Consider the following 18,647-nt stretch of genomic DNA (forward strand, 5'->3'; position numbering starts at 1 on the left):
CGGTGCCGCCTGATCGCTGCGCGAGACGTTCACGCCTGTGCCTTTCCTGCCGCTGGTCGGGGTCGCTGCCACTGTCGACTGCCCGCTGAGGATAGTCCAGTTTTCTGGACCGCCTCGTACAAGCTAATGGACTGCGTCAGGATTGTGGAGCGGTTTTGCCCCTGACCGCAACCCGTGTCCATATGTCGACCGTACGACTCCTCGCGTACGACTCTCCTCGTCGGCGTGGCAGCGGCCGGCGCGGCGGCCTGCCCACGGCTCACCGCCCCGCCCCGGCCTCCCGCTCCAGCGCCCCCGCGAGGACCTCCGCCAGGTGCCACCCCCGCACCCCCGCCAGCCGCCCCAGCTGGGTGCGGCAGGAGAAGCCGTCGGCGAGGACCACCGCGTCACCGGGCGCCCGGCGCACCGCGGGCAGCAGCTGTTCCTCGGCGCAGGTCACGGAGACCTCGTAATGGCCCTTCTCGAAGCCGAAGTTCCCGGCGAGCCCGCAGCAGCCGCCGCTCAGCTCGCCCTCGATGCCCGCCTTCGCGCGCAGCCGCCGTTCCGCCGCGTCGCCCAGGACCGCGTGCTGGTGGCAGTGCGTCTGGCCGACCGCCGGGCGGCCGACGTGCGGCGGGCTCCACTGCGGGGCGAGTTCTTCGAGGGCCTGCGCGAAGGTCCGTACGGACGCGGCGAGGCGGTGCGCGCGCGGGTCGTCGCCCAGCAGTTCGACGAGGTCGGTCCTGAGGGCCGCCGCGCAGCTCGGCTCCAGGACGACGACCGGCGTTCCGGCCGCGAGGAGCGGGGCCAGGCGGTCCAGGGTGGCGCGCAGCACCGCGCGGGCCCGGTCGAGCTGTCCCGTCGAGACGTACGTCAGCCCGCAGCACACGCCTCGCGGCGGCAGCGCGACGCTCAGCCCGGCGTCCTCCAGGACCCGTACCGCCGCCCGCCCCACGGAGGGCGAGAGGTGGTCGGTGAAGGTGTCGGGCCACAGGACGACCGACGCGGGCCCGGCCCCGCCCTTGGGCCTGCGGCGCCACCACTGGCGCAGCGTGCGCGGCGCCACGGCCGGGAGTGCCCGCTCCGGCGCGATCCCGCCGAGCCGCTTGCCGAGCGCCGCCAACGGGCCCACCCGCGCGAGGGCGTTGACCAGGGGAGCCGTGCGCGTCACGGCGACGGCCCGCAGCCAGCGCGGCAACCATCCCATCGCGTAGTGCGCGGCGGGCCTGCGGCGCCCTTCGTAGTGGTGGTGCAGGAACTCCGCCTTGTACGTGGCCATGTCGACGCCCACCGGGCAGTCCGAGCGGCATCCCTTGCAGGACAGGCAGAGGTCGAGCGCGTCCCTGACCTCCGTCGAACGCCAGCCGTCCGTCACGACCTCGCCCGCAAGCATCTCGTGCAGCAGCCGCGCCCGGCCGCGCGTGGAGTGCTCCTCCTCGCCCGTGGCCCGGAAGGACGGGCACATGACGCCGCCGGCCGGAGCCGCCGTCGCCGTACGGCACTTGGCGACGCCCACGCACCGCCTGACGGCCGCCGAGAAGTCGCCGCCGTCGGCGCCGTCACTGGGGTAGCCGAACGCCACGTCGACGGGCTCGCGCGGCAGGGGTGCGAACCGCAGGTTGGTGTCGAGGGGCGCGGGCCGCACCAGCATGCCGGGGTTGAGCAGGCCCGCCGGGTCCCAGACGTCCTTCACGCGCGCGAAGAGGGCGACGAGTTCGGGCCCGTACATCTTCGGCAGCAGTTCGGCGCGGGCCTGCCCGTCGCCGTGCTCACCGGAGAGCGAGCCGCCGTGCGCGACGACGAGGTCCGCCAGCTCCTCGGAGAAGCGGCGGAAGCGGGCCACGCCCTCGGGGGTGGTCAGGTCGAAGTCGATGCGTACGTGGATGCAGCCGTCCCCGAAGTGCCCGTACGGGGTGCCGCGCAGGCCGTGCGCGGCGAGCAGCGCGCGGAAGTCGCGCAGGTAGGCGCCGAGGCGGGCCGGGGGCACGGCGCAGTCCTCCCAGCCGGGCCAGGCCTCCGCGCCGCGCCCTGCGCCGGGGCCGCCCGGTGCGGCGCCCGGGATACGGGTGGCCGTCCCGCTCGCGTCCTCCCGCACGCGCCACAGCGCCCGCTGCCCCGCCGGGTCGTCGACGACCACGGCGTCCAGGACGTCGGCGGCGCGCACGATCGTCCGGGCACGCGCGCGTGCCTCGGCCGGGCTGTCGCCGCCCGTCTCCACGAACAGCCAGGCGCCGCCCCGGGGAAGGACGTTCTCCCGCGCGCCCGCGCCCCGGACGAGGTCGGCCGCCATGCCCTCGACGGTCAGCGGGCCGTACGGCAGGAGGCCGGCGGCGGCCTCGGCCGCGGCGCTCTCGTCGGCGTACCCGAGGATGGCGAGCGCCCGCGCGCGCGGCGCCTCGACGAGGCGTACGGCGGCTTCGGTGAGGAGGCCGAGGGTGCCCTCCGAGCCGCAGAAGGCGCGGGCGAGGTCGGGTCCGCGTTCGGGGAGGAGGGCGTCGAGGGCGTAACCGGAGATGCGGCGCGGCAGGTCGGGGTAGCCGGTGCGCAGCAGGGCCAGGTGGCCCTCGACGAGGGCGCGCAGGCCTTCGGGGGCGCCGGCCCAGCCCTGCCCGAGGCGGCGGATGTCGCCCTGTGCGCCGATGACGGACAGGGAGCGGACGTTGTCCGCCGTCGTGCCCCAGGCCACCGAGTGCGACCCGCACGAGTTGTTGCCGATCATCCCGCCCAGCGTGCACCGGCTGTGCGTCGACGGGTCGGGGCCGAATGTCAGTCCGTACGGGGCCGCCGCCGCGCGCAGGTCGTCCAGGACGACCCCCGGCTGGACGACGGCGGTCCGGGCCTCGGGGTCGAGGGAGACGACGCGGTTCATCCGCCGGGTGAAGTCGAGGACGACGCCGGTGCCGGTCGCCTGCCCGGCGATCGAGGTGCCCGCGCCGCGCGCCACCACCGGCACGCCCCGGCGCCGGCAGACGTCGAGCACCGCCACCACGTCGTCGGCGTCGTGCGGGGCCACCACCGCGGCGGGCACCCGGCGGTAGTTGGAGGCGTCCATGGTGTGCAGGGCCCGCGCGGTCACGGAGAGGTCCACCGGCCCGCGCACGGCCGCGCGCAACTCCCGCTCAAGGCCGCTCGGATCGCTGCCGGGGTCACTGCCGAGATCGCTCATACGGTTCAGAATGCCCCCCGCGCCCGCCCCTCCGGGCCAGCCACCTCGCCACACCCGACATATCACGATCCGGAAGGGAACATTCCCACTCTGGGCAACAACTCTCCTATAGTGACCACAACTTGAGCAGAGCTTGAGACAGCCTGAGCACGTTCGAGCAGAGTGTGTCGCTTCCGATCGAGGACCCCGATTGATGACCGCGCCAACCCCCATAGCGCGCCCCGGGACGGAGCGCCCTCCGCTGCGTCCCGCCGCGTTCGTCCTGCTGGCCTGTGCCCTCGTCACCGCGGTACTCGCCGGCACGGCCGCCGCCCTCGCGCCCGCGTCCGCGCGGACCCCCCTGGCCTGGGGCGCCGGCGCCGCGGCGCTCGCGTTCAGCGTCGCGGTGGCCGTCGCCTTCCACGCCCTGCGGTCGCTCTCCCTGGCGCGGCGTCACCTGGCCGCCGCCCGGCAGGAGAGCGGCCTCCTCCAGCGGGAACAGGCGCGCCGCGCCGCCGAGTTCGGGCAGGAGCACGCCCGGCTCACCGCCGCGCACGCCCGCGAGGTGGCCGAGCTGACCGCCGAGCACGCGCGCGTGGCGGCCGAACTGGCCGCCGAGAACGGCCGCGTCAAGGCGGAACTGACCGCCGAGAACACCCGTGCCCGGGCGGAACTCACCGCCGAGCACACGCGCGTACGGAACGAGCTGACCGCGCGGCTGCGCACCGCCGAGTCCGAGCGGGCCGCCGCGCTCTCCGCGTGCGCCAACGCGGCCGGGCGGATGCAGGCCCTGGCCACCGGCACCCTCGCCGACCTGCGGGAGATGGAGGGGCGGCACGCGGACGAGGACGTCCTCACCGACCTCCTCCATCTGGACCACAGGACCGCGCAGGCAGGCCGCATCGCCGACTCGGTGGCGGTGCTCACCGGCGCCCGCTCCGGCCGCCGCTGGGCCAAGCCCATCGTCATGGAATCGATCCTGCGGGGCGCGATGGGCCGCATCGGCGGCTACCAGCGCGTGCGCGTCCACTCGGCCAGCGAGGTCGCGGTGGCGGGCCACGCCGCCGAAGGTGTCATGCACGCCCTGGCCGAACTGCTCGACAACGCGGCGAACTTCTCGCCGCCCACCTCCGAAGTGCACGTGTACATCGAGGAGGTGGCGGCAGGCGTCATCGTCTCCGTCGAGGACAGCGGCCTGGTGATGGGCCCGGTGCAGCTTCGCCGCGCCGAGCGGGCCGTGTCCGGCGAGACGACCGGCCTCGGCGGCCTGACCGGCACTCGGCTCGGCCTCGCGGTGGTCGGCAGGCTGGCCCGCAAGTACAACCTGACGGTGTCGTTCCGCCCCTCGGCGCGCGGCGGCACGGGCGTCCTCCTGCTCATCCCGCAAGAACTGCTCTCCCGCCCCTCGGACCCGACCCCGTCCCCGTCCACATCCCTGCCGACAGCCACGTCCCGCCCGGCGGCACTGCCCGGCCCCGCGGACCTGCCCGAGCCCGCGGCGCTGACCGGCCCCGCCGATCCCGCACGGCCTGCGGACTCCACCGGGCCTGCGGCTTCGACCGACCCCACCGATTCCGCACGGCCCGCGCACTCCACCAACCCAGACCCCACCGGCCCCGCAGCTCTGACCCCCGCCCGGCACACCGGCAGGCACGCAGCCCGGCCGGAGCCCGCACATCAGCAGCCGCAGCCACAGACGCCGCAACCGCAACCGCAGCCGCAGGCACAGACACCCCACCCCCAACCACCGCCCCCACGCACACCGCCCGAGCCCCGGCCCCCGTACCCCCACCCCCACACCCCCGACCCCGGCCTCGACCCCGTGGACCGCGAGCCCGTGCCCGCCCACGAGTCGGCGGCCCCGCACACCCCGGCCGAGGGTCCGGACGCCGAAGCCGCCCCCCTCCCCAAGCGCCCCCGCGGCCGTACCCTCGCCGCCGCCGAGCGGGCCCGGGCCGACAGTGACACCGGGGAGCACCCGCGGCCGCGCCGCGCGGACGCCGCCACCACGGCGGCCCGCTTCAGCAGCTTCCGCCAGGCCGTCCGCACCGCTCCGACGGAGCCGGTCGGCACGGACGACGCCCCCGCAAACCCCGAGCACCCGGAAGGCGACACCTCCCCATGACCACCGCGCCCACCGCCGTCCCCGGCACGACCACCGACGCCAAGCTGACCTGGCTGCTCGAAGGCCTCCTGGAGCGCACCCCCGGCGCCCGGCACGCCCTCGTGCTCTCCCGGGACGGCCTGAAGCTGTGCCGCACCCCGGAGCTCTCCGTCGACCAGGCCGACCAGCTCGCCGCGATAGCCGCCGGCATCCAGTCGCTGTCGCACGGCGCGTCCGCCGAGTTCGGCGACGGCACCGGCGGGGTGCGCTCGGCGATGGCCGAGTTCTACGGCGGCATCCTCTTCATCGTCGAGGCCGGTGAGGGCGCGCACCTCGCGCTCATCGCCGACGAGGACGCCGACGCGGGCCTCGTCGGGCACACCATGAGCGAGCTGGTCGAACAGCTCGGCGAACACCTGCGGGCCGCGCCGCGCGCGGGCGCCGTGCCCGGCACCCGGCCCGCCGCATGAGCGTGGGCCGCCCCGGCCGGGACGACTCCCCCGACCGGCTGTACACCCTCACCGGGGGCCGCAGCCGGTCGGCGCCGGACGCCCCCTTCGACCTGGTGACCCTCGTCGTCGCCGAGTCCGGCCCGATGCCCGGCATGCAGTCCGAGCACGCCGCGATCCTGCGCATGTGCCGCCTGCCGACGGCGGTCGTGGAGATCGCCGCCGAACTCGGGCTGCCGGTGAGCATCACCCGCATCCTGCTCTCCGACCTGCTGGACGCGGGCCGGATCAGCGCCCGCCACCCCCGCTCGGGCCCCGCCCACAGCCTTCCCGATTCCGAACTCCTGGAGCAGGTGCTCGTTGGACTCCGCAATCTCTGAACGCAGCGCTTCCGGCGGAGCCGGCCGAAGCGAGCTGACCGCGACCGCCGACAACGGCCTGAAGATCGTCGTGGTCGGCGGCTTCGGCGTCGGCAAGACCACGCTGGTCCGCTCCGTCAGCGAGATCCGCCCCCTCAACACCGAGGAGACGATGACCCAGGCCGGCCGGGGCATCGACGAGACCGGCGGCCTGGCGGGGCTCGGCGCCAAGACGTCCACGACGGTCGCCTTCGACTTCGGCCGCATCACGCTCGACGCCCGCAACGTCCTGTACCTCTTCGGCGCCCCCGGCCAGGAACGCTTCTGGTTCCTTTGGGACCGCCTCTTCGCCGGGACCCTCGGCGCGGTCGTCCTCGTCGACACCCGGCGCCTGTCGGACTCCTGGTACGCGATCGACCGCCTGGAGCACCACGGCACGCCGTTCATCGTGGCCCGCAACGACTTCGGCGGGCCCGCGTACACCCCCGAGCAGGTGCGCGAGGCGCTCGACCTCGACCCCGGGGTGCCGCTCGTCGACTGCGACGCGCGCTCCCGGCAGTCCAGCAAGGACGTACTGATCGCGCTCGTGGAACACCTCAAGACGTTGTACGTCGCTCAGCTGAACGCCCCTCAGGAGTACGCCCAGTGACCTGCCCCGTGACCGGCGCCGCGCCCGGTCCCGTCCCGCTCTCCGGCCCCCGCTTCGCCACCGAACCCGCCCGGCTCTACCGGGAGATGCGCCGCGACCACGGCCCCGTGGCGCCCGTGCTGCTCGACGGCGGCATACCGGCCTGGCTGGTGCTCGGCTACCGCGAGCTGCACCAGGTCACCGCCGACCCGGTGCTGTTCAGCCGCGACTCCGAGCTGTGGAACCAGTGGCCGAACATCCCCGAGGACTGGCCGCTGCTGCCGATGATCGGCCACCGGCAGCCGTCGATCCTCTACACCGTCGGCGAGCGGCACACCCGGCGGGCCGCGATGATCGCGCAGGCGCTGGAGGCCGTCGACCCGTTCGAGCTGAAGGCGCACGCCGAGACGTTCGCGGACGAGCTGATCGACCGGTTCTGCGGCAAGGGCTCCGCCGACCTGATCGCCGAGTACGCGATGCTGCTGCCGGTGCGGGTGCTGGCCCGGATCTACGGCTTCTCCGACGAGCAGGGCCCCGCGCTCGTCACCGCCATGAACGACATGATCGACGGCCGTGAGCGGGCGCTCGCGGGCCAGCAGCACCTCGCGTCGTCGATGGCGCGGCTCATCGCCGACAAGCACGGGACGCCGGGCGAGGACGTGGCCTCGTACATGCTGGGCGCCCAGCGCACGGACGGCGCGGACGGGTTCAGCGACGAGGAGATCGCGCAGGACCTGATGGTGATGATGGCCGCCGGGCACCAGCCGACCGCCGACTGGATCGGCAACTCGCTGCGGCTGATGCTCACCGACGACCGCTTCGCCGCGTCCCTCTTCGGCGGCCGGCACAGCGTCGCCGAGGCCATGAACGAGGTCCTGTGGGAGGACACCCCCACCCAGAACGTCGCCGGCCGCTGGGCCTCGCGCGACACGCAGCTCGGCGGGCGCCGCGTCCACGCCGGTGACCTGCTGCTGCTCGGCCTCGGCGCCGCCAACGCCGACCCGCAGGTGCGCACCGACGGCTCGGCCCTGACCGGCGGCAACAGCGCCCACTTCGCCTTCGGCCACGGCGAGCACCGCTGCCCCTTCCCCGCCCAGGAGGTCGCGGAGGTCGTCGCGCGGACCGGCATCGAGGTGCTCCTCGACCGGCTGCCCGACCTCGACCTGGCGGTGCCCGCGCACGCCCTGACCCGCCGCCCGTCGCCGTGGCTGCGTGGCCTGACCGATCTCCCGGTGAGCTTCAACCCGACCCCGACCTCAGCGTTTGGAGAGCTCAGATGACCGACAACCCCGCCAGAATCGCCCTGGACCCGTTCGTCACCGACCTGGACGGCGAGAGCGCCCGACTGCTCGCGGCGGGCCCGCTCGTGGCGGCGGAGCTGCCGGGGGGTGTGCCGGTGTGGGCGGTCACGCATCACGCGGAGGCCCGCCAACTCCTCACCGACAGGCGGCTGGTGAAGGACATCGAGGTCTGGGGCGCCTGGCGGCGCGGTGAGATACCCGCCGACTGGCCGCTGATCGGCCTGGCCAACCCGGGCCGGTCCATGCTGACGGTCGACGGCGAGGAGCACCGCCGGCTGCGGTCGCTGGTCGCGCAGGCGCTGACGCCGCGCCGGGTGGAGCGCATGCGCGAGCGCATCACGGAGCTGACGGACGGCCTGCTCGACAAGTTGCCGCCCGGTGACGAAGTGGTCGACTTGAAGGCCGCGTTCGCCTACCCCCTGCCGATGTACGTCATCAGCGACCTGATGGGCATCGACGAGGCCGACCACCCGCGGCTGAAGGTCCTGTTCGACAAGTTCTTCTCCACGCAGACGCCGCCGGAGGAGGTCGTGGCGACGCTCGGCGAGCTGGCCTCGATGATGGGCAAGGTCGTGGCGACCCGCCGCGCGGAGCCGGGCGACGACCTGACCAGCGCGCTGATCGCGGCCTCGGAGGGCGGCGACCGCCTCACGGACGAGGAGATCGTCGCGACGCTCCAGCTGATGGTCGCGGCGGGCCACGAGACGACGATCTCCCTCATCGTCAACGCCGTCGTCAACCTCTCCGCGCACCCCGAGCAGCTCGCCCTCGTCCGCGCGGGGCAGGCCGGCTGGGACGCGGTGGTGGAAGAGACGCTGCGTCACTCGACGCCGACCTCGCACGTCCTGATCCGCTTCGCCACCGAGGACGTACCGGTCGGCGACCAGGTGATCCCCGCCGGGGACGCGCTGATCGTCTCGTACGGCGCGATCGGCCGCGACGAGAAGGCCCACGGGCCGACGGCGGCCGAGTTCGACATCACCCGCACCTCCCCCACCCGCCACATCTCCTTCGGCCACGGTCCGCACGTGTGCCCCGGCGCCGCGCTCTCGCGCCTGGAGGCGGGCGTGGCCCTGCCGGCCCTGTACGACCGCTTCCCGGACCTGACCTTGGCGGTCCCCCGCGCGGAACTCCGGCACAAGCCCGTGGTCACCCAGAACGACCTCTACGAGCTGCCGGTGCGCCTCAAATCCAGCCCCTCCGGCGTTTGAGGAGCGGGGTCCGGGGCGGAGCCCCGTGGCGTGGAGGCCAAGGGGCGGTGGATCTCAGCGGCCGGACACCAGGAGAACCCCGTGCCCTGAGCCGCTAGGCTCGCCCCGTGGCTGATATCCGGATTCCCGCTGACATCAAGCCCGCCGACGGACGTTTCGGCGCGGGCCCCTCCAAGGTGCGGACGGAGGCGCTGGACGCCCTGGCCGCCACCGGTACCTCCCTGCTCGGCACCTCCCACCGCCAGGCCCCGGTCAAGAACCTCGTGGGCCGGGTGCGCGAGGGCGTCAAGGACCTCTTCTCCCTCCCCGAGGGGTACGAGGTCATCCTGGGCAACGGCGGCTCGACCGCCTTCTGGGACGTGGCGACGCACGGGCTGATCGAGAACAAGTCGCAGCACCTGAGCTTCGGCGAGTTCTCCTCCAAGTTCGCGAAGGCGGCGAAGCTCGCCCCGTGGCTGGCCGAGCCGACCGTGATCACGAGCGACCCGGGCACCCACCCGGACCCGGCGGCGGAGGCGGGCGTCGACGTCTACGCCTTCACGCACAACGAGACCTCGACGGGCGTCGCGGCGCCCGTCAAGCGCGTCGCGGGCGCCGACGAGGGTTCCCTCGTCCTGGTGGACGCCACGTCCGGCGCGGGCGGCCTGCCGGTCGACATCGCCGAGACGGACGTCTACTACTTCGCGCCGCAGAAGTCGTTCGCCTCGGACGGCGGCCTGTGGATCGGCGTGTTCTCCCCGGCGGCGATCGAGCGCGCCGAGCGCGTCCACGCGTCCGGCCGGCACGTCCCGGAGTTCTTCAGCCTGCCGACCGCGATCGACAACTCCCGCAAGAACCAGACGTACAACACCCCGGCGCTCGCCACGCTCTTCCTGCTCGGCGAGCAGCTGGAGTGGATGAACTCCCAGGGCGGCCTGGAGTTCACGACCGGCCGCACCGCCGAGTCGGCGCGGACGCTGTACGGCTGGGCGGACGAGTCCAAGTACGCGACGCCGTTCGTCACGGACCCGGCCAAGCGGTCGCGGGTCATCGGCACGATCGACTTCTCCGAAGAGGTTGACGCGGCGGCGGTGGCGAAGGCTCTGCGCGCGAACGGCATTGTGGACACGGAGCCGTACCGGAAGCTGGGGCGCAACCAGCTGCGGGTGGCGATGTTCCCGGCGATCGACCCTGCGGATGTCGCTGCGCTCACCCAGTGCGTCGATTATGTGATCGAGCGGCTGTAGCTCGCCGGTTCGCACAGTGCGGGCGCGTGGGGGCTGGTCGCGCAGTTCCCCGCGCCCCTTCGGGGCACTCATCTGCTCAGCTGCTTGAACTTCCGTACCGCCAGCGGCAGGAAGACCAGCGAGATCACCACCGGCCACACCACGGCCATCAGTACGGCATGCTGCTCGACCCAGGTGGAGCCGCCCGCCCCCGGGTTGCCGAACAGCTCCCGCGTGGCGGTGCCCGTCGACGAGACCGGGTTCCACGCGGCGACCGGGGCCAGCCAGCCCGGCATCAGGGACGGTGCCACGAAGACGCTGGAGATCATCGTCAGCGGGAAGGCCACCGCGTACAGGCCGCCCGCGGCCTCGGGCGTCGGCACGACGAGGCCGAGGAAGACGCCCACCCAGATCAGGCTGAACCGCAGGAACAGCAGCAGCCCGAAGGCGAGCACGGTGTCGGTGAACCCGGCGCTGGAGCGCCAGCCGATGGCCAGCGCGGTCAGCGCGAGGATGGTCAGCTCCGCGCAGGCCACGACGAGGTCGGCGACGCCGCGCCCGGCCGCAACCGCCGAGGGCGCCATCGGCATCGAGCGGAAGCGGTCGATGACGCCCTTGGAGGCGTCGGTGACGACGGCCATGGCGGTGTTCATGAAGCCGAAGGCCATGGTCATCACGAACATGCCGGGCATCAGGAACTGCTTGTAGTCGCCGTCGTCCCCGCCGCCGGGCACCTTCATCGCCTCGCCGAAGACAAACCCGTACAGGAGTACGGAGATGATGGGGAAGCCCAGCTGCCAGACGATGGTGACGGGCTGGCGCAGGAAGTGCGTGAGGTAGCGCCGGGTGACGTTCAGGCAGTCGGCGAAGGCCCAGTAGAGCCGTCCGTGCGCGGTGTCGGCGGTGAGGGCGACGCTCATGCCGCGACCTCCTTCTTGAGGGGGGCGACCGCTTCGGCGGTCTCGGACGTCTGACCGGTCAGGCGCAGGAACACGTCGTCCAGGCTGGGCCTGCGCAGGCCGATGTCCTCGACGGCGACGCCCTCGTCCTGGAGGGTGCGGGCCACGTCGGTGAGGGCGGCGACGCGCTCGGTCACGGCGGCCTGCACGCGGCGCTCCACGGCGACGACGAGCGGTTCGCCGGCGCAGACCCGGGTGACGGCCCGCACGGCGGCGGGCAGGTCGGCGGCATCGCGCACCACGACGTCGAGGTGGCTGCCGCCCACGGTGTTCTTCAGGCCGTCGGGGGTGTCGTCGGCGATGGCCCGGCCCCGGTCGATGACGGTGACGCGGGAGGCGAGCCGGTCGGCCTCCTCCAGGTACTGGGTGGTGAGCAGCACGGTCGTGCCGCGCGCGACCAACTCCCGTACGGTGTCCCAGACTTCGAGGCGGCTGCGCGGGTCGAGCCCGGTGGTCGGCTCGTCGAGGAAGAGCACGGCGGGCGCGAGGATCATCGAGGCGGCGAGGTCGAGCCTGCGCCGCATGCCGCCGCTGTACTGGCCCGCGCCCTTCTCCGCCGCGTCCTGGAGGTGGAACTGCTCCAGGAGTTCCTCGGCGCGCAGCGCGGCGCGGCGGGCGCCGAGGTGGAAGAGGCGGCCGAACATCTCCAGGTTCTGCCGGCCGGTGAGGATCTCGTCGACGGCCGCGTACTGCCCGGTGAGGCCGATGCGGCCGCGCACGACGGCCGGTTCCCTGGCCACGTCGGCCCCGGCGACCTCGGCGCGGCCGCCGTCCAGCCGTACGAGGGTGGAGAGGATGCGCACGGCGGTGGTCTTGCCCGCGCCGTTGGGGCCGAGCAGGCCGTGCACGGTGCCCTGTTCGACGTGGAGATCGAAGCCGTCCAGGGCGTACTTGTCCCCGTACCGCTTATGGAGCCCTTCGGCCCGTACCGCGAAGCCGTTTCCGTTCATCGCCCGCCCTCCGGTCTTGCGGCGACCCACTTCTGGGTACGCCGTACTCAGTCGAGAGTACACCGTACTCAGTTCTTCGGGTACGCCGTACTCAATTCCGGTCGAGGCGATTAGGGTGAGTCCATGACGAGCACGCAGGGCGACGACGCGAAGCGCACCGGCAGCGACATCACGCGCAGCCTGGAGCTGCTCTGGGGCGAGGGCACCCGCCCGGCGCGCGGCCCGAAGCCGGCCCTCACCCTGGACCGGATCGTCACGGAGGCGGTGCGCCTGGCCGACGCCGAGGGGCTCTCGGCGGTGTCCATGCGCCGCCTGTCCACGGAACTCGGCGCGGGCACGATGTCCCTGTACCGCTACGTCCCCGGCAAGGGCGACCTGCTGGACCTCATGCTGGACCGCCTCTTCGCCCCTCCGGAGGACGAGGAGCCGTGGACCGGCGGCTGGCGCGAGGGCGTCGAGACGTACGCCCGCGAGACCCTCGTCCTCTACCGCCGCCACCCCTGGCTGCTCCACGTCAACCAGGCCCGCCCGGTGCTCGGCCCCGGCGCCGTGGGCGGCCTGGAGCGCACGCTCGCCCGCATCCGGCCGATGGGCCTGACCGACCCGGAGCTGGTCGGCGTCATCGTCATGGTCGAGGGGTACGTCACCGGGGTCGCCCGCACCCAGGTGCACGAGATGGAGGCGGTGCGGAAGACCGGCCTCTCCGACCAGGCGTTCTGGGAGGCGCAGGCACCGGCCCTCGAAAAGATCATGATGAGCGGTCGCTATCCGGTCCTCGCGGCGCTATCCGAGGACGCGTTCGGCCCGGACTTCGACCACTTCGAGTTCGGGCTCCAGCGCCTCCTGGACGGCCTGGACGTCCTGGTCGCCCGGCGACAGGAGACGTGACCCGGCCGGTTCCGGTCCTCAGCACCTGCGCAGCAGCCGCTTCAGCCCGAAGAAGGCGAGCAGTACGGCACCGGCCACGATCGCGCCGGTCTTGAGGCCGCCGTCGAGGCCCCCGCTCTTCGCGGAGCTGTCCGAACCGCCGCCCCCGGACGGCGCGCCGGAACCGCCGCCCCCGCCCTTGCCGCGCACCTCCACGGGCGTGACCTGGCTCTGCGCGCCCTCCGTGCCGTACATCAGGGTCGTGCCGTCCGGTGTGTACGTGACCGACTCGCCCTGCCGCTGGAAGGGCACGCTCAGCCGGCCCTCCCGCTCGGGCTGCTTGCCCGCGCCCTTCCAGGCGAAGGAGGCCCCGCCGAAGTACCCGCGCAGGGCAAGCTGTTCGCCGTCGGGCGAGAAGGCGCCGTCCGTCACCCACAGATCGGTGGCGGCGATCTTCTTGAAGACGTTCGTCCCGGAGGCGGACATCTGGGCGGGCCCTTCGTAGAGGCTGCCGCCCTCCTCCTTCTTGTCGGCGATGTAGATCCGCCCGGTCTTCGGATGCACCATCAGCGCCTCCGCGTCCCGCGCCCCGTCCTCGTACTTCACGACGTACTGCGTGGCGCGCACCGTCTGGTCCTTCAGCGTCTTCGGCTCGGGCAGCTTGTAGATCCATACGTTCGACCACGTGCCGCCGAGGTTGTCGCCGATGTCCCCGACGTAGAGGTTGCCGTCGGCGCCCACCGAGATGGCCTCCACGTCGCGGGGCGCGCCGATCCCGCTCATGGTGACGGTGGCGACCGTCTTGCCGGTCCGGGAGTCGACGGCGTACAGGTAGGCGCCCTTGTCCTGGTCGTTGTGCGTCCAGTAGACGCCCGGGTGGGCGCGGGAGGCGGCCAGGCCGCTGGACTCGACGATCCGCGGGTCCGTGATGGTGAACCCGTCGTGGCCGTCGGCCACGGCGGGCGCGGCGGACCCGGCCACCAGGGCGAGGGCCAGCACGGCCCCGGCGAGGACGGCCGAAGCAGACGGAGCAAACGGAACAGACGGAACAGCTGGAACAGACGGCACAGCCCGAGGCGAACGCATGGGCCCAAGCGTGCCATCCGGCGCCGCCGCCCGGCGTGCTGAGCCTCACATCGCAGGTGCGGGGGCCGATCGGCCATGATGTGCGGATGCTCAGGTTCATGTTCGTCGGCGACTCGATGACCATCGGAAGCGCCGGGGAACACACCTGGCGCCACCGCATGTGGCAGCACCTGCGCGAGACTCTCGGCGCCGGGGAGTTCGCCGTGGTGGGCCCGCGCACCGCCCTCTACGACAAGGCGGCGGGGGAGCCCCTCTCCCACGACTACGCCGACGCGTCCCCGGACTTCCCCCGCCACCACCTCGCGGGCTGGGGCGAGGGGTGGCTCCACATGGCGCCGCGCATCGCCGGCGCGCTGACCCGCGACCCCGCCGACATCCTGCTGATCTCCCTCGGCCTGATCGACCTCGGCTTCTACACCGACGCGGAGCAGACGGCGGAGAACGTCCGCGAGTTCGTCGCGCGCGCCCGCTCCGCGAACCCGGGCATACGCATGGTCCTCCTGCCGGTGATACCGAACATCCGGGCCGTGTCGGACGCGCCGTTCGCCGCCGAGGTCGCCCGCTTCAACGTCCTCCTCGCGAAGACCGTCGCCGACCTGGACACGGGCCGCTCCCCCCTGCTCCTGGCCTCGGCCCCCTCCTCGTACGACATCGCTCTGGACACCTACGACGGCACGCACCCCAACGCGACCGGCGAGCACAAGCTGGCCGGGGCCTTCGCGGAGGCGCTGGCGCAGGCATGGGGCATCGGCGGCCCCTACGCGGCGCTCACGCGCACCACCCACTGACGGCGCACCGCCCGCCATCGCGGCGCACCGGACGTCTTCGCGGCGCACCGGACGTCTCAGGCCGCCCGCGTCAGCCGGTTCGCCAGCGTCGACATCGTGTACGTGCCGATGCCGAGGACGACTTCGAGGGCGTTGCGCTCGGTGCGGCCGTGCGCGAGGAACGCCTCCAGGTCGGCATCCGGGACAGCGCCCGCCGTCGCGAGAACGGTGTGCGTGAACTGCCGTACCGCTTCGAGGCGTTCGTCGGACAGAGCCCGCCCCTCGCGGAGGGCGGTGATCAGCTCGGGCGACGCGCCCAGCCGGCGCAGCTTGCCGGTGTGCATCGTGACGCAGACGTGGCAGTCGTTGCGTGTCGCGACCGTCATGATGACGACCTCGCGGGCGACGGGGTCGAGGGTCGTCCGGTCGAAGGCCGCCGTCATCTCCAGGAAGCCGTTGAGGAGTTCGGGCGACTCGGCGAGGCGGGCGACCGCGTTCGGCACCTGCCCGAAGGCGGCGGCCGTGCGCTCCATGGCCGCGCGTGAGGCGGGCGGCGCGGTTTCCACTGTGTGCTCGGTAAACACCCGTACCCCCTGCGGGCCCGCTCCGGCCCTTAAGATGGACAACATGGTTGACGAAAAGAAGGTAAACCAGGTTGTCGACAAGGACAAGGGGTATGAGCTGCCCCTGCTCCTCTTCGCCGGCTTCCGCGCCCTCATCGACCGCCTGCACGCCGAGCTGGCCCGCCAGGGCCACCCGGACCTCCGCCCCGCCCACGGCTTCGCGATGCAGGCCATCGGCGTGGGCGGCGCCACCGCCAGCGAGGTCGGCCGCCGCCTCGGCGTCTCCAAGCAGGCCGCGGGCAAGACCGTCGACCGCCTCGTCGCCCTCGGCTACGCGGCCCGCGCCGACGACCCCGCCGACGGCCGCCGCAAGCTGATCCGCCTCACCCCGCACGGCATCGACGCACTGCGGCGCTCGGCGGTGATCTTCGAGGAGCTGCGGGCGGAGTGGGCCGAGCGGATCGGCGCGGAGCGCCTGGACGCCCTTCAGGACGACCTGTCCGCCGTCATCCCCCCGGAGGCGTTCCGCCTCGACGCGGCGGGGTGGCTGGGCGGTTCATGACCGGACGTGACGTTGCCTCCGTGCGTATCGTTGTACTGCGCGGCTGCCCGTCCCAAGCGGCAGCCGGGGAGGAGCGCCACGATGACTCTTGTGGACGACAGGATCAAGATGGCCGACAACAACACCGCGCGCCTGGACGAGATGTTCGAGGCGCTTGAGCGGGGGCCCTTCCTCGAGGGATACAAGATCGACATCATCGAGGGGGCCGTCCACATGACGCCGCAGCGGGCCAACCACTGGGACATCACCCTGGGCATCATCGAGCAGTTGAGGACCAAGTACCCGCGTCAGCGCACGCTGTCCGACGTCCGCATCGACTACCCCGGCGAGCTGAATGCCTTCTGCAGCGACGTGGCCCTGGTCGCCGAGGGAGCCGAACGCACCAAGCGGGGCGGCTTCCTGTGCAGCGACGTCGAATTCGTCGCCGAGGTGATCTCCCGGGGCACGGGCTCGAACGACTACGGCCCCAAGAAGACCGGGTACGCCACCGCCGGAGTCGCCGTCTACCTCATCGTCGACCCCTACCAGGGCGAATGCCACGTCTACACCCGGCCCGGGGAAGGCGCCTACCACGTCCATACGACCGTCGACTTCGGCGAGAAGGTCGACCTGACCCACACCTTCCTCGGCCTCACCTTCGACACCTCCGACTTCTCCCGCGACTGACCCGAACCCCCTTGCCTGGAGCCCACTCCACCCCCTTGGCTAGGGCCTCATGAAGTACACGCAGCTGGGACGCACAGGGCTCAAGGTCAGCCGGCTCACGCTCGGCACCATGAACTTCGGGCCGTTCACCAACGAACCCGACAGCCACTCGCTCATGGACACCGCGCTCGACGCGGGCGTCAACTACTTCGACACCGCCAACACGTACGGTCAGGGCGCGGGCCGGGGCCGCACCGAGGAAATCATCGGCACCTGGTTCACGCAGGGCGGCGAACGGCGCGACAAGGTCGTGCTCGCCACCAAGGTGTACGGGCCCATGGACGTCGACGGCGGGACCGTCTGGCCCAACCACGACCGGCTCTCCGCCCTCAACATCCGGCGCGCCGTCGAGGGGTCGCTGCGGCGGCTCCAGACCGACTACATCGACATCTACCAGTTCCACCACATCGACCGGCACACGCCGTTCGAGGAGATCTGGCAGGCCGTCGACGTCCTGGTCCAGCAGGGCAAGATCCTCTACGCCGGTTCCTCCAACTTCCCCGGCTACAAAATCGCCCAGGCCAACGAGATCGCCGCGCGGCGCGGCACCCTCGGGCTCGTCAGCGAGCAGTGCCTGTACAACCTCGCCGTGCGCGACGCCGAGATGGAGGTGCTGCCGGCCGCCCAGGAGTACGGCGTCGGCGTCATCCCCTGGTCGCCGCTGCAGGGCGGTCTGCTGGGCGGCGCGCTGAAGAAGCCGGAGGGCGCCCGCCGCAGCGGTGGCGGCCGGGCCGCCGCCGAGCTGGCCAAGCCGGAGGTCCGGGCACGCGTCCAGGCGTACGAGGACCTGGTCGACAAGCACGGTCTGGAGCCCGGCGAGGTCGCGCTCGCCTGGCTGCTGACGCGGCCGGGGGTCACCGCGCCGATCGTCGGCCCGCGCACCGCCGAGCAGCTCGCCTCCGCGCTGCGCGCCGTCGAGCTGGAGCTGTCGCGGGAGCTGCTCGACCCCCTGGACGAGATCTTCCCCGGGCCGGGCCCGTCGCCGGAGTCCTTCGCCTGGTAACAGCCCCCTGGGGTACGCGGGGCGGCCCGCGTTCGGCGGCTAGCCGAACGCGGCCGCCACCGCCACCACGACGAACATCATCACGAGCACACCGGCCATGATCCGGTTCCTGGTCTTCGGGTCCACACCGTCGAGGTTAACCGGCCGCGTCCGGACACCGGGCGCCGCCTCCCAGCGGCCACCGCCCGACCGTCGCGTGGCGCGGCCGCTCCCCCGGCACACCGCTCTTCGGCAGCGTGCTGCGTACGAGGATCAGCTCGTCGACCGTCCAGGGCGCCCCCGTGAAGGCGGCGAGGGCGTCGGCGTACGGCCGCAGGTCGGTTCCGCCCCCGCCGCGGGCCAGCGTCAGGTGCGGGCGGTAGTGCCGGGGCTCCTCCCTCGCGAGGCCCGCCTTGCGCGCCGCTGCCTCCGTCCGCCCGGCGAGGTGCCGCAGGGCGGCCACCTCTCCCGTGACGCCCGCCCACAGCACGCGGTCGCCGAAGTGTCCGCCGCCGCGCAGGGCGAGGGTGAAGGGCGGGGTGCGGTGCGCGGCCCGCGTCAGGCGGGCGGTGAGCCCGGGCAGGGCCTCCGGTGGCACCTCGGCCATGAACGCGAGCGTGAAGTGCCAACTCTCGCGACCGGCCCAACGCAGCGCCCCGGAGCCGTGCAGCCGCCACAACTCGGCGACGACCACCGCCAACTCCTCGACCACGCCACCGGGCGGCCGCACCGCCGCGAAGAGTCTCATACGGCACATCCTCCCCGGCCGGGGCGCACACGCCCCACCAAGCCACCGTTTGCGCAAGGCACCGACCACGAGCCCCG

Annotated in this window: 18 protein-coding genes; 12 read left to right on the top strand and 6 right to left on the bottom strand. The window is 73.1% G+C overall.

What is annotated here, in order from left to right; genetic code table 11:
- Positions 1–259: 259 nt before the first annotated feature.
- Positions 260–3,145, bottom strand: a complete 2,886-nt coding sequence (locus J2N69_RS15840) for an FAD-binding and (Fe-S)-binding domain-containing protein (protein ID WP_230901352.1) — start codon at positions 3,143–3,145, stop codon at positions 260–262.
- Between the two features lie 193 nt (positions 3,146–3,338).
- On the opposite strand from J2N69_RS15840, the gene J2N69_RS15845 reads away from it, so the two are divergent.
- The 7 genes from J2N69_RS15845 to serC all read left to right on the top strand — a co-directional run bounded on the left by J2N69_RS15845 (position 3,339) and on the right by serC (position 10,402).
- Positions 3,339–5,249, top strand: coding sequence for an ATP-binding protein (locus J2N69_RS15845; RefSeq protein ID WP_230901353.1), 1,911 nt, complete (start codon positions 3,339–3,341; stop codon positions 5,247–5,249).
- Positions 5,246–5,698, top strand: coding sequence for a roadblock/LC7 domain-containing protein (locus J2N69_RS15850; protein WP_230901354.1), 453 nt, complete (start codon positions 5,246–5,248; stop codon positions 5,696–5,698). Before J2N69_RS15845 ends, J2N69_RS15850 begins: the two co-directional genes overlap by 4 nt.
- A 2-nt stretch (positions 5,699–5,700) precedes the next feature.
- Positions 5,701–6,057: a DUF742 domain-containing protein gene (locus J2N69_RS15855; RefSeq protein WP_230904742.1), complete on the top strand. Its 357-nt coding sequence runs from the start codon at positions 5,701–5,703 to the stop codon at positions 6,055–6,057.
- Positions 6,038–6,685, top strand: coding sequence for a GTP-binding protein (locus J2N69_RS15860; RefSeq protein WP_230901355.1), 648 nt, complete (start codon positions 6,038–6,040; stop codon positions 6,683–6,685). The genes J2N69_RS15855 and J2N69_RS15860 overlap by 20 nt, the downstream gene beginning before the upstream one ends.
- The gene (locus J2N69_RS15865) at positions 6,682–7,944 is read left to right on the top strand and encodes a cytochrome P450 (protein ID WP_230901356.1); all 1,263 of its coding nucleotides are present in this window, start codon (positions 6,682–6,684) and stop codon (positions 7,942–7,944) included. The genes J2N69_RS15860 and J2N69_RS15865 overlap by 4 nt, the downstream gene beginning before the upstream one ends.
- Positions 7,941–9,176 (top strand): cytochrome P450 family protein, encoded by a 1,236-nt coding sequence (locus J2N69_RS15870; RefSeq protein ID WP_230901357.1) that lies wholly within the window; start codon positions 7,941–7,943, stop codon positions 9,174–9,176. Before J2N69_RS15865 ends, J2N69_RS15870 begins: the two co-directional genes overlap by 4 nt.
- A 107-nt stretch (positions 9,177–9,283) precedes the next feature.
- Positions 9,284–10,402: a phosphoserine transaminase gene (gene serC, locus J2N69_RS15875; protein WP_230901358.1), complete on the top strand. Its 1,119-nt coding sequence runs from the start codon at positions 9,284–9,286 to the stop codon at positions 10,400–10,402.
- A 68-nt stretch (positions 10,403–10,470) separates the two neighbouring features.
- Here serC and J2N69_RS15880 read toward each other — a convergent pair whose 3' ends face one another.
- Together J2N69_RS15880 and J2N69_RS15885 are read right to left on the bottom strand one after the other, a co-directional pair.
- On the bottom strand, positions 10,471–11,301 hold the full coding sequence (locus tag J2N69_RS15880) for an ABC transporter permease (protein WP_230901359.1): 831 nt from the start codon (positions 11,299–11,301) through the stop codon (positions 10,471–10,473).
- A complete protein-coding gene (locus J2N69_RS15885) occupies positions 11,298–12,290 on the bottom strand; it encodes an ATP-binding cassette domain-containing protein (protein WP_230901360.1) in 993 nt (330 codons plus the stop codon). The genes J2N69_RS15880 and J2N69_RS15885 overlap by 4 nt, the downstream gene beginning before the upstream one ends.
- A gap of 123 nt (positions 12,291–12,413) precedes the next feature.
- Here J2N69_RS15885 and J2N69_RS15890 point away from each other — a divergent pair, with 123 nt between their 5' ends.
- Complete coding sequence (locus tag J2N69_RS15890) at positions 12,414–13,178, top strand: TetR/AcrR family transcriptional regulator (RefSeq protein WP_230901361.1); 765 nt, start codon at positions 12,414–12,416, stop codon at positions 13,176–13,178.
- An 18-nt stretch (positions 13,179–13,196) separates the two neighbouring features.
- Here J2N69_RS15890 and J2N69_RS15895 read toward each other — a convergent pair whose 3' ends face one another.
- Positions 13,197–14,243, bottom strand: a complete 1,047-nt coding sequence (locus J2N69_RS15895; RefSeq protein WP_230901362.1) for a WD40 repeat domain-containing protein — start codon at positions 14,241–14,243, stop codon at positions 13,197–13,199.
- Between the two features lie 86 nt (positions 14,244–14,329).
- Here J2N69_RS15895 and J2N69_RS15900 point away from each other — a divergent pair, with 86 nt between their 5' ends.
- Positions 14,330–15,031: a GDSL-type esterase/lipase family protein gene (locus tag J2N69_RS15900; RefSeq protein ID WP_230901363.1), complete on the top strand. Its 702-nt coding sequence runs from the start codon at positions 14,330–14,332 to the stop codon at positions 15,029–15,031.
- A 56-nt stretch (positions 15,032–15,087) separates the two neighbouring features.
- Here the strand turns inward: J2N69_RS15900 and J2N69_RS15905 are convergent, their stop codons facing one another.
- Positions 15,088–15,639: a carboxymuconolactone decarboxylase family protein gene (locus J2N69_RS15905; RefSeq protein ID WP_230901364.1), complete on the bottom strand. Its 552-nt coding sequence runs from the start codon at positions 15,637–15,639 to the stop codon at positions 15,088–15,090.
- Between J2N69_RS15905 and J2N69_RS15910 the strand changes: the two genes are divergently transcribed.
- From J2N69_RS15910 to J2N69_RS15920, 3 genes are all read left to right on the top strand, one after another.
- Positions 15,629–16,135, top strand: a complete 507-nt coding sequence (locus J2N69_RS15910; RefSeq protein ID WP_230901365.1) for a MarR family winged helix-turn-helix transcriptional regulator — start codon at positions 15,629–15,631, stop codon at positions 16,133–16,135. The genes J2N69_RS15905 and J2N69_RS15910 overlap by 11 nt on opposite strands.
- Positions 16,136–16,216: 81 nt before the next feature.
- Entirely contained in the window at positions 16,217–16,801 is a 585-nt protein-coding gene (locus J2N69_RS15915) for a Uma2 family endonuclease (protein ID WP_230901366.1), read from the top strand.
- A gap of 49 nt (positions 16,802–16,850) precedes the next feature.
- Complete coding sequence (locus J2N69_RS15920) at positions 16,851–17,843, top strand: aldo/keto reductase (protein WP_230901367.1); 993 nt, start codon at positions 16,851–16,853, stop codon at positions 17,841–17,843.
- A gap of 136 nt (positions 17,844–17,979) precedes the next feature.
- On the opposite strand, the gene thpR is transcribed toward J2N69_RS15920, so the two are convergent.
- The gene (gene thpR, locus J2N69_RS15925) at positions 17,980–18,570 is read right to left on the bottom strand and encodes an RNA 2',3'-cyclic phosphodiesterase (protein ID WP_230901368.1); all 591 of its coding nucleotides are present in this window, start codon (positions 18,568–18,570) and stop codon (positions 17,980–17,982) included.
- Between the last annotated feature and the right edge of the window lie 77 nt (positions 18,571–18,647).

The sequence above is a fragment of the Streptomyces huasconensis genome, assembly GCF_021028635.1.
Lineage (GTDB): Bacteria > Actinomycetota > Actinomycetes > Streptomycetales > Streptomycetaceae > Streptomyces > Streptomyces huasconensis.

Bases quoted from the DNA above. Each gene is read 5' to 3' on its own strand.
- J2N69_RS15910 (WP_230901365.1), top strand. From the start codon at position 15,629: ATGGACAACATGGTTGACGAAAAGAAGGTAAACCAGGTTGTCGACAAG.
- J2N69_RS15840 (WP_230901352.1), bottom strand. From the start codon at position 3,145: ATGAGCGATCTCGGCAGTGACCCCGGCAGCGATCCGAGCGGCCTTGAG.
- J2N69_RS15880 (WP_230901359.1), bottom strand. From the start codon at position 11,301: ATGAGCGTCGCCCTCACCGCCGACACCGCGCACGGACGGCTCTACTGG.
- J2N69_RS15845 (WP_230901353.1), top strand. From the start codon at position 3,339: ATGACCGCGCCAACCCCCATAGCGCGCCCCGGGACGGAGCGCCCTCCG.
- J2N69_RS15900 (WP_230901363.1), top strand. From the start codon at position 14,330: ATGCTCAGGTTCATGTTCGTCGGCGACTCGATGACCATCGGAAGCGCC.
- thpR (WP_230901368.1), bottom strand. From the start codon at position 18,570: ATGAGACTCTTCGCGGCGGTGCGGCCGCCCGGTGGCGTGGTCGAGGAG.
- J2N69_RS15915 (WP_230901366.1), top strand. From the start codon at position 16,217: ATGACTCTTGTGGACGACAGGATCAAGATGGCCGACAACAACACCGCG.
- J2N69_RS15850 (WP_230901354.1), top strand. From the start codon at position 5,246: ATGACCACCGCGCCCACCGCCGTCCCCGGCACGACCACCGACGCCAAG.
- J2N69_RS15870 (WP_230901357.1), top strand. From the start codon at position 7,941: ATGACCGACAACCCCGCCAGAATCGCCCTGGACCCGTTCGTCACCGAC.
- J2N69_RS15885 (WP_230901360.1), bottom strand. From the start codon at position 12,290: ATGAACGGAAACGGCTTCGCGGTACGGGCCGAAGGGCTCCATAAGCGG.
- J2N69_RS15895 (WP_230901362.1), bottom strand. From the start codon at position 14,243: ATGCGTTCGCCTCGGGCTGTGCCGTCTGTTCCAGCTGTTCCGTCTGTT.
- J2N69_RS15920 (WP_230901367.1), top strand. From the start codon at position 16,851: ATGAAGTACACGCAGCTGGGACGCACAGGGCTCAAGGTCAGCCGGCTC.
- J2N69_RS15890 (WP_230901361.1), top strand. From the start codon at position 12,414: ATGACGAGCACGCAGGGCGACGACGCGAAGCGCACCGGCAGCGACATC.
- J2N69_RS15905 (WP_230901364.1), bottom strand. From the start codon at position 15,639: ATGTTGTCCATCTTAAGGGCCGGAGCGGGCCCGCAGGGGGTACGGGTG.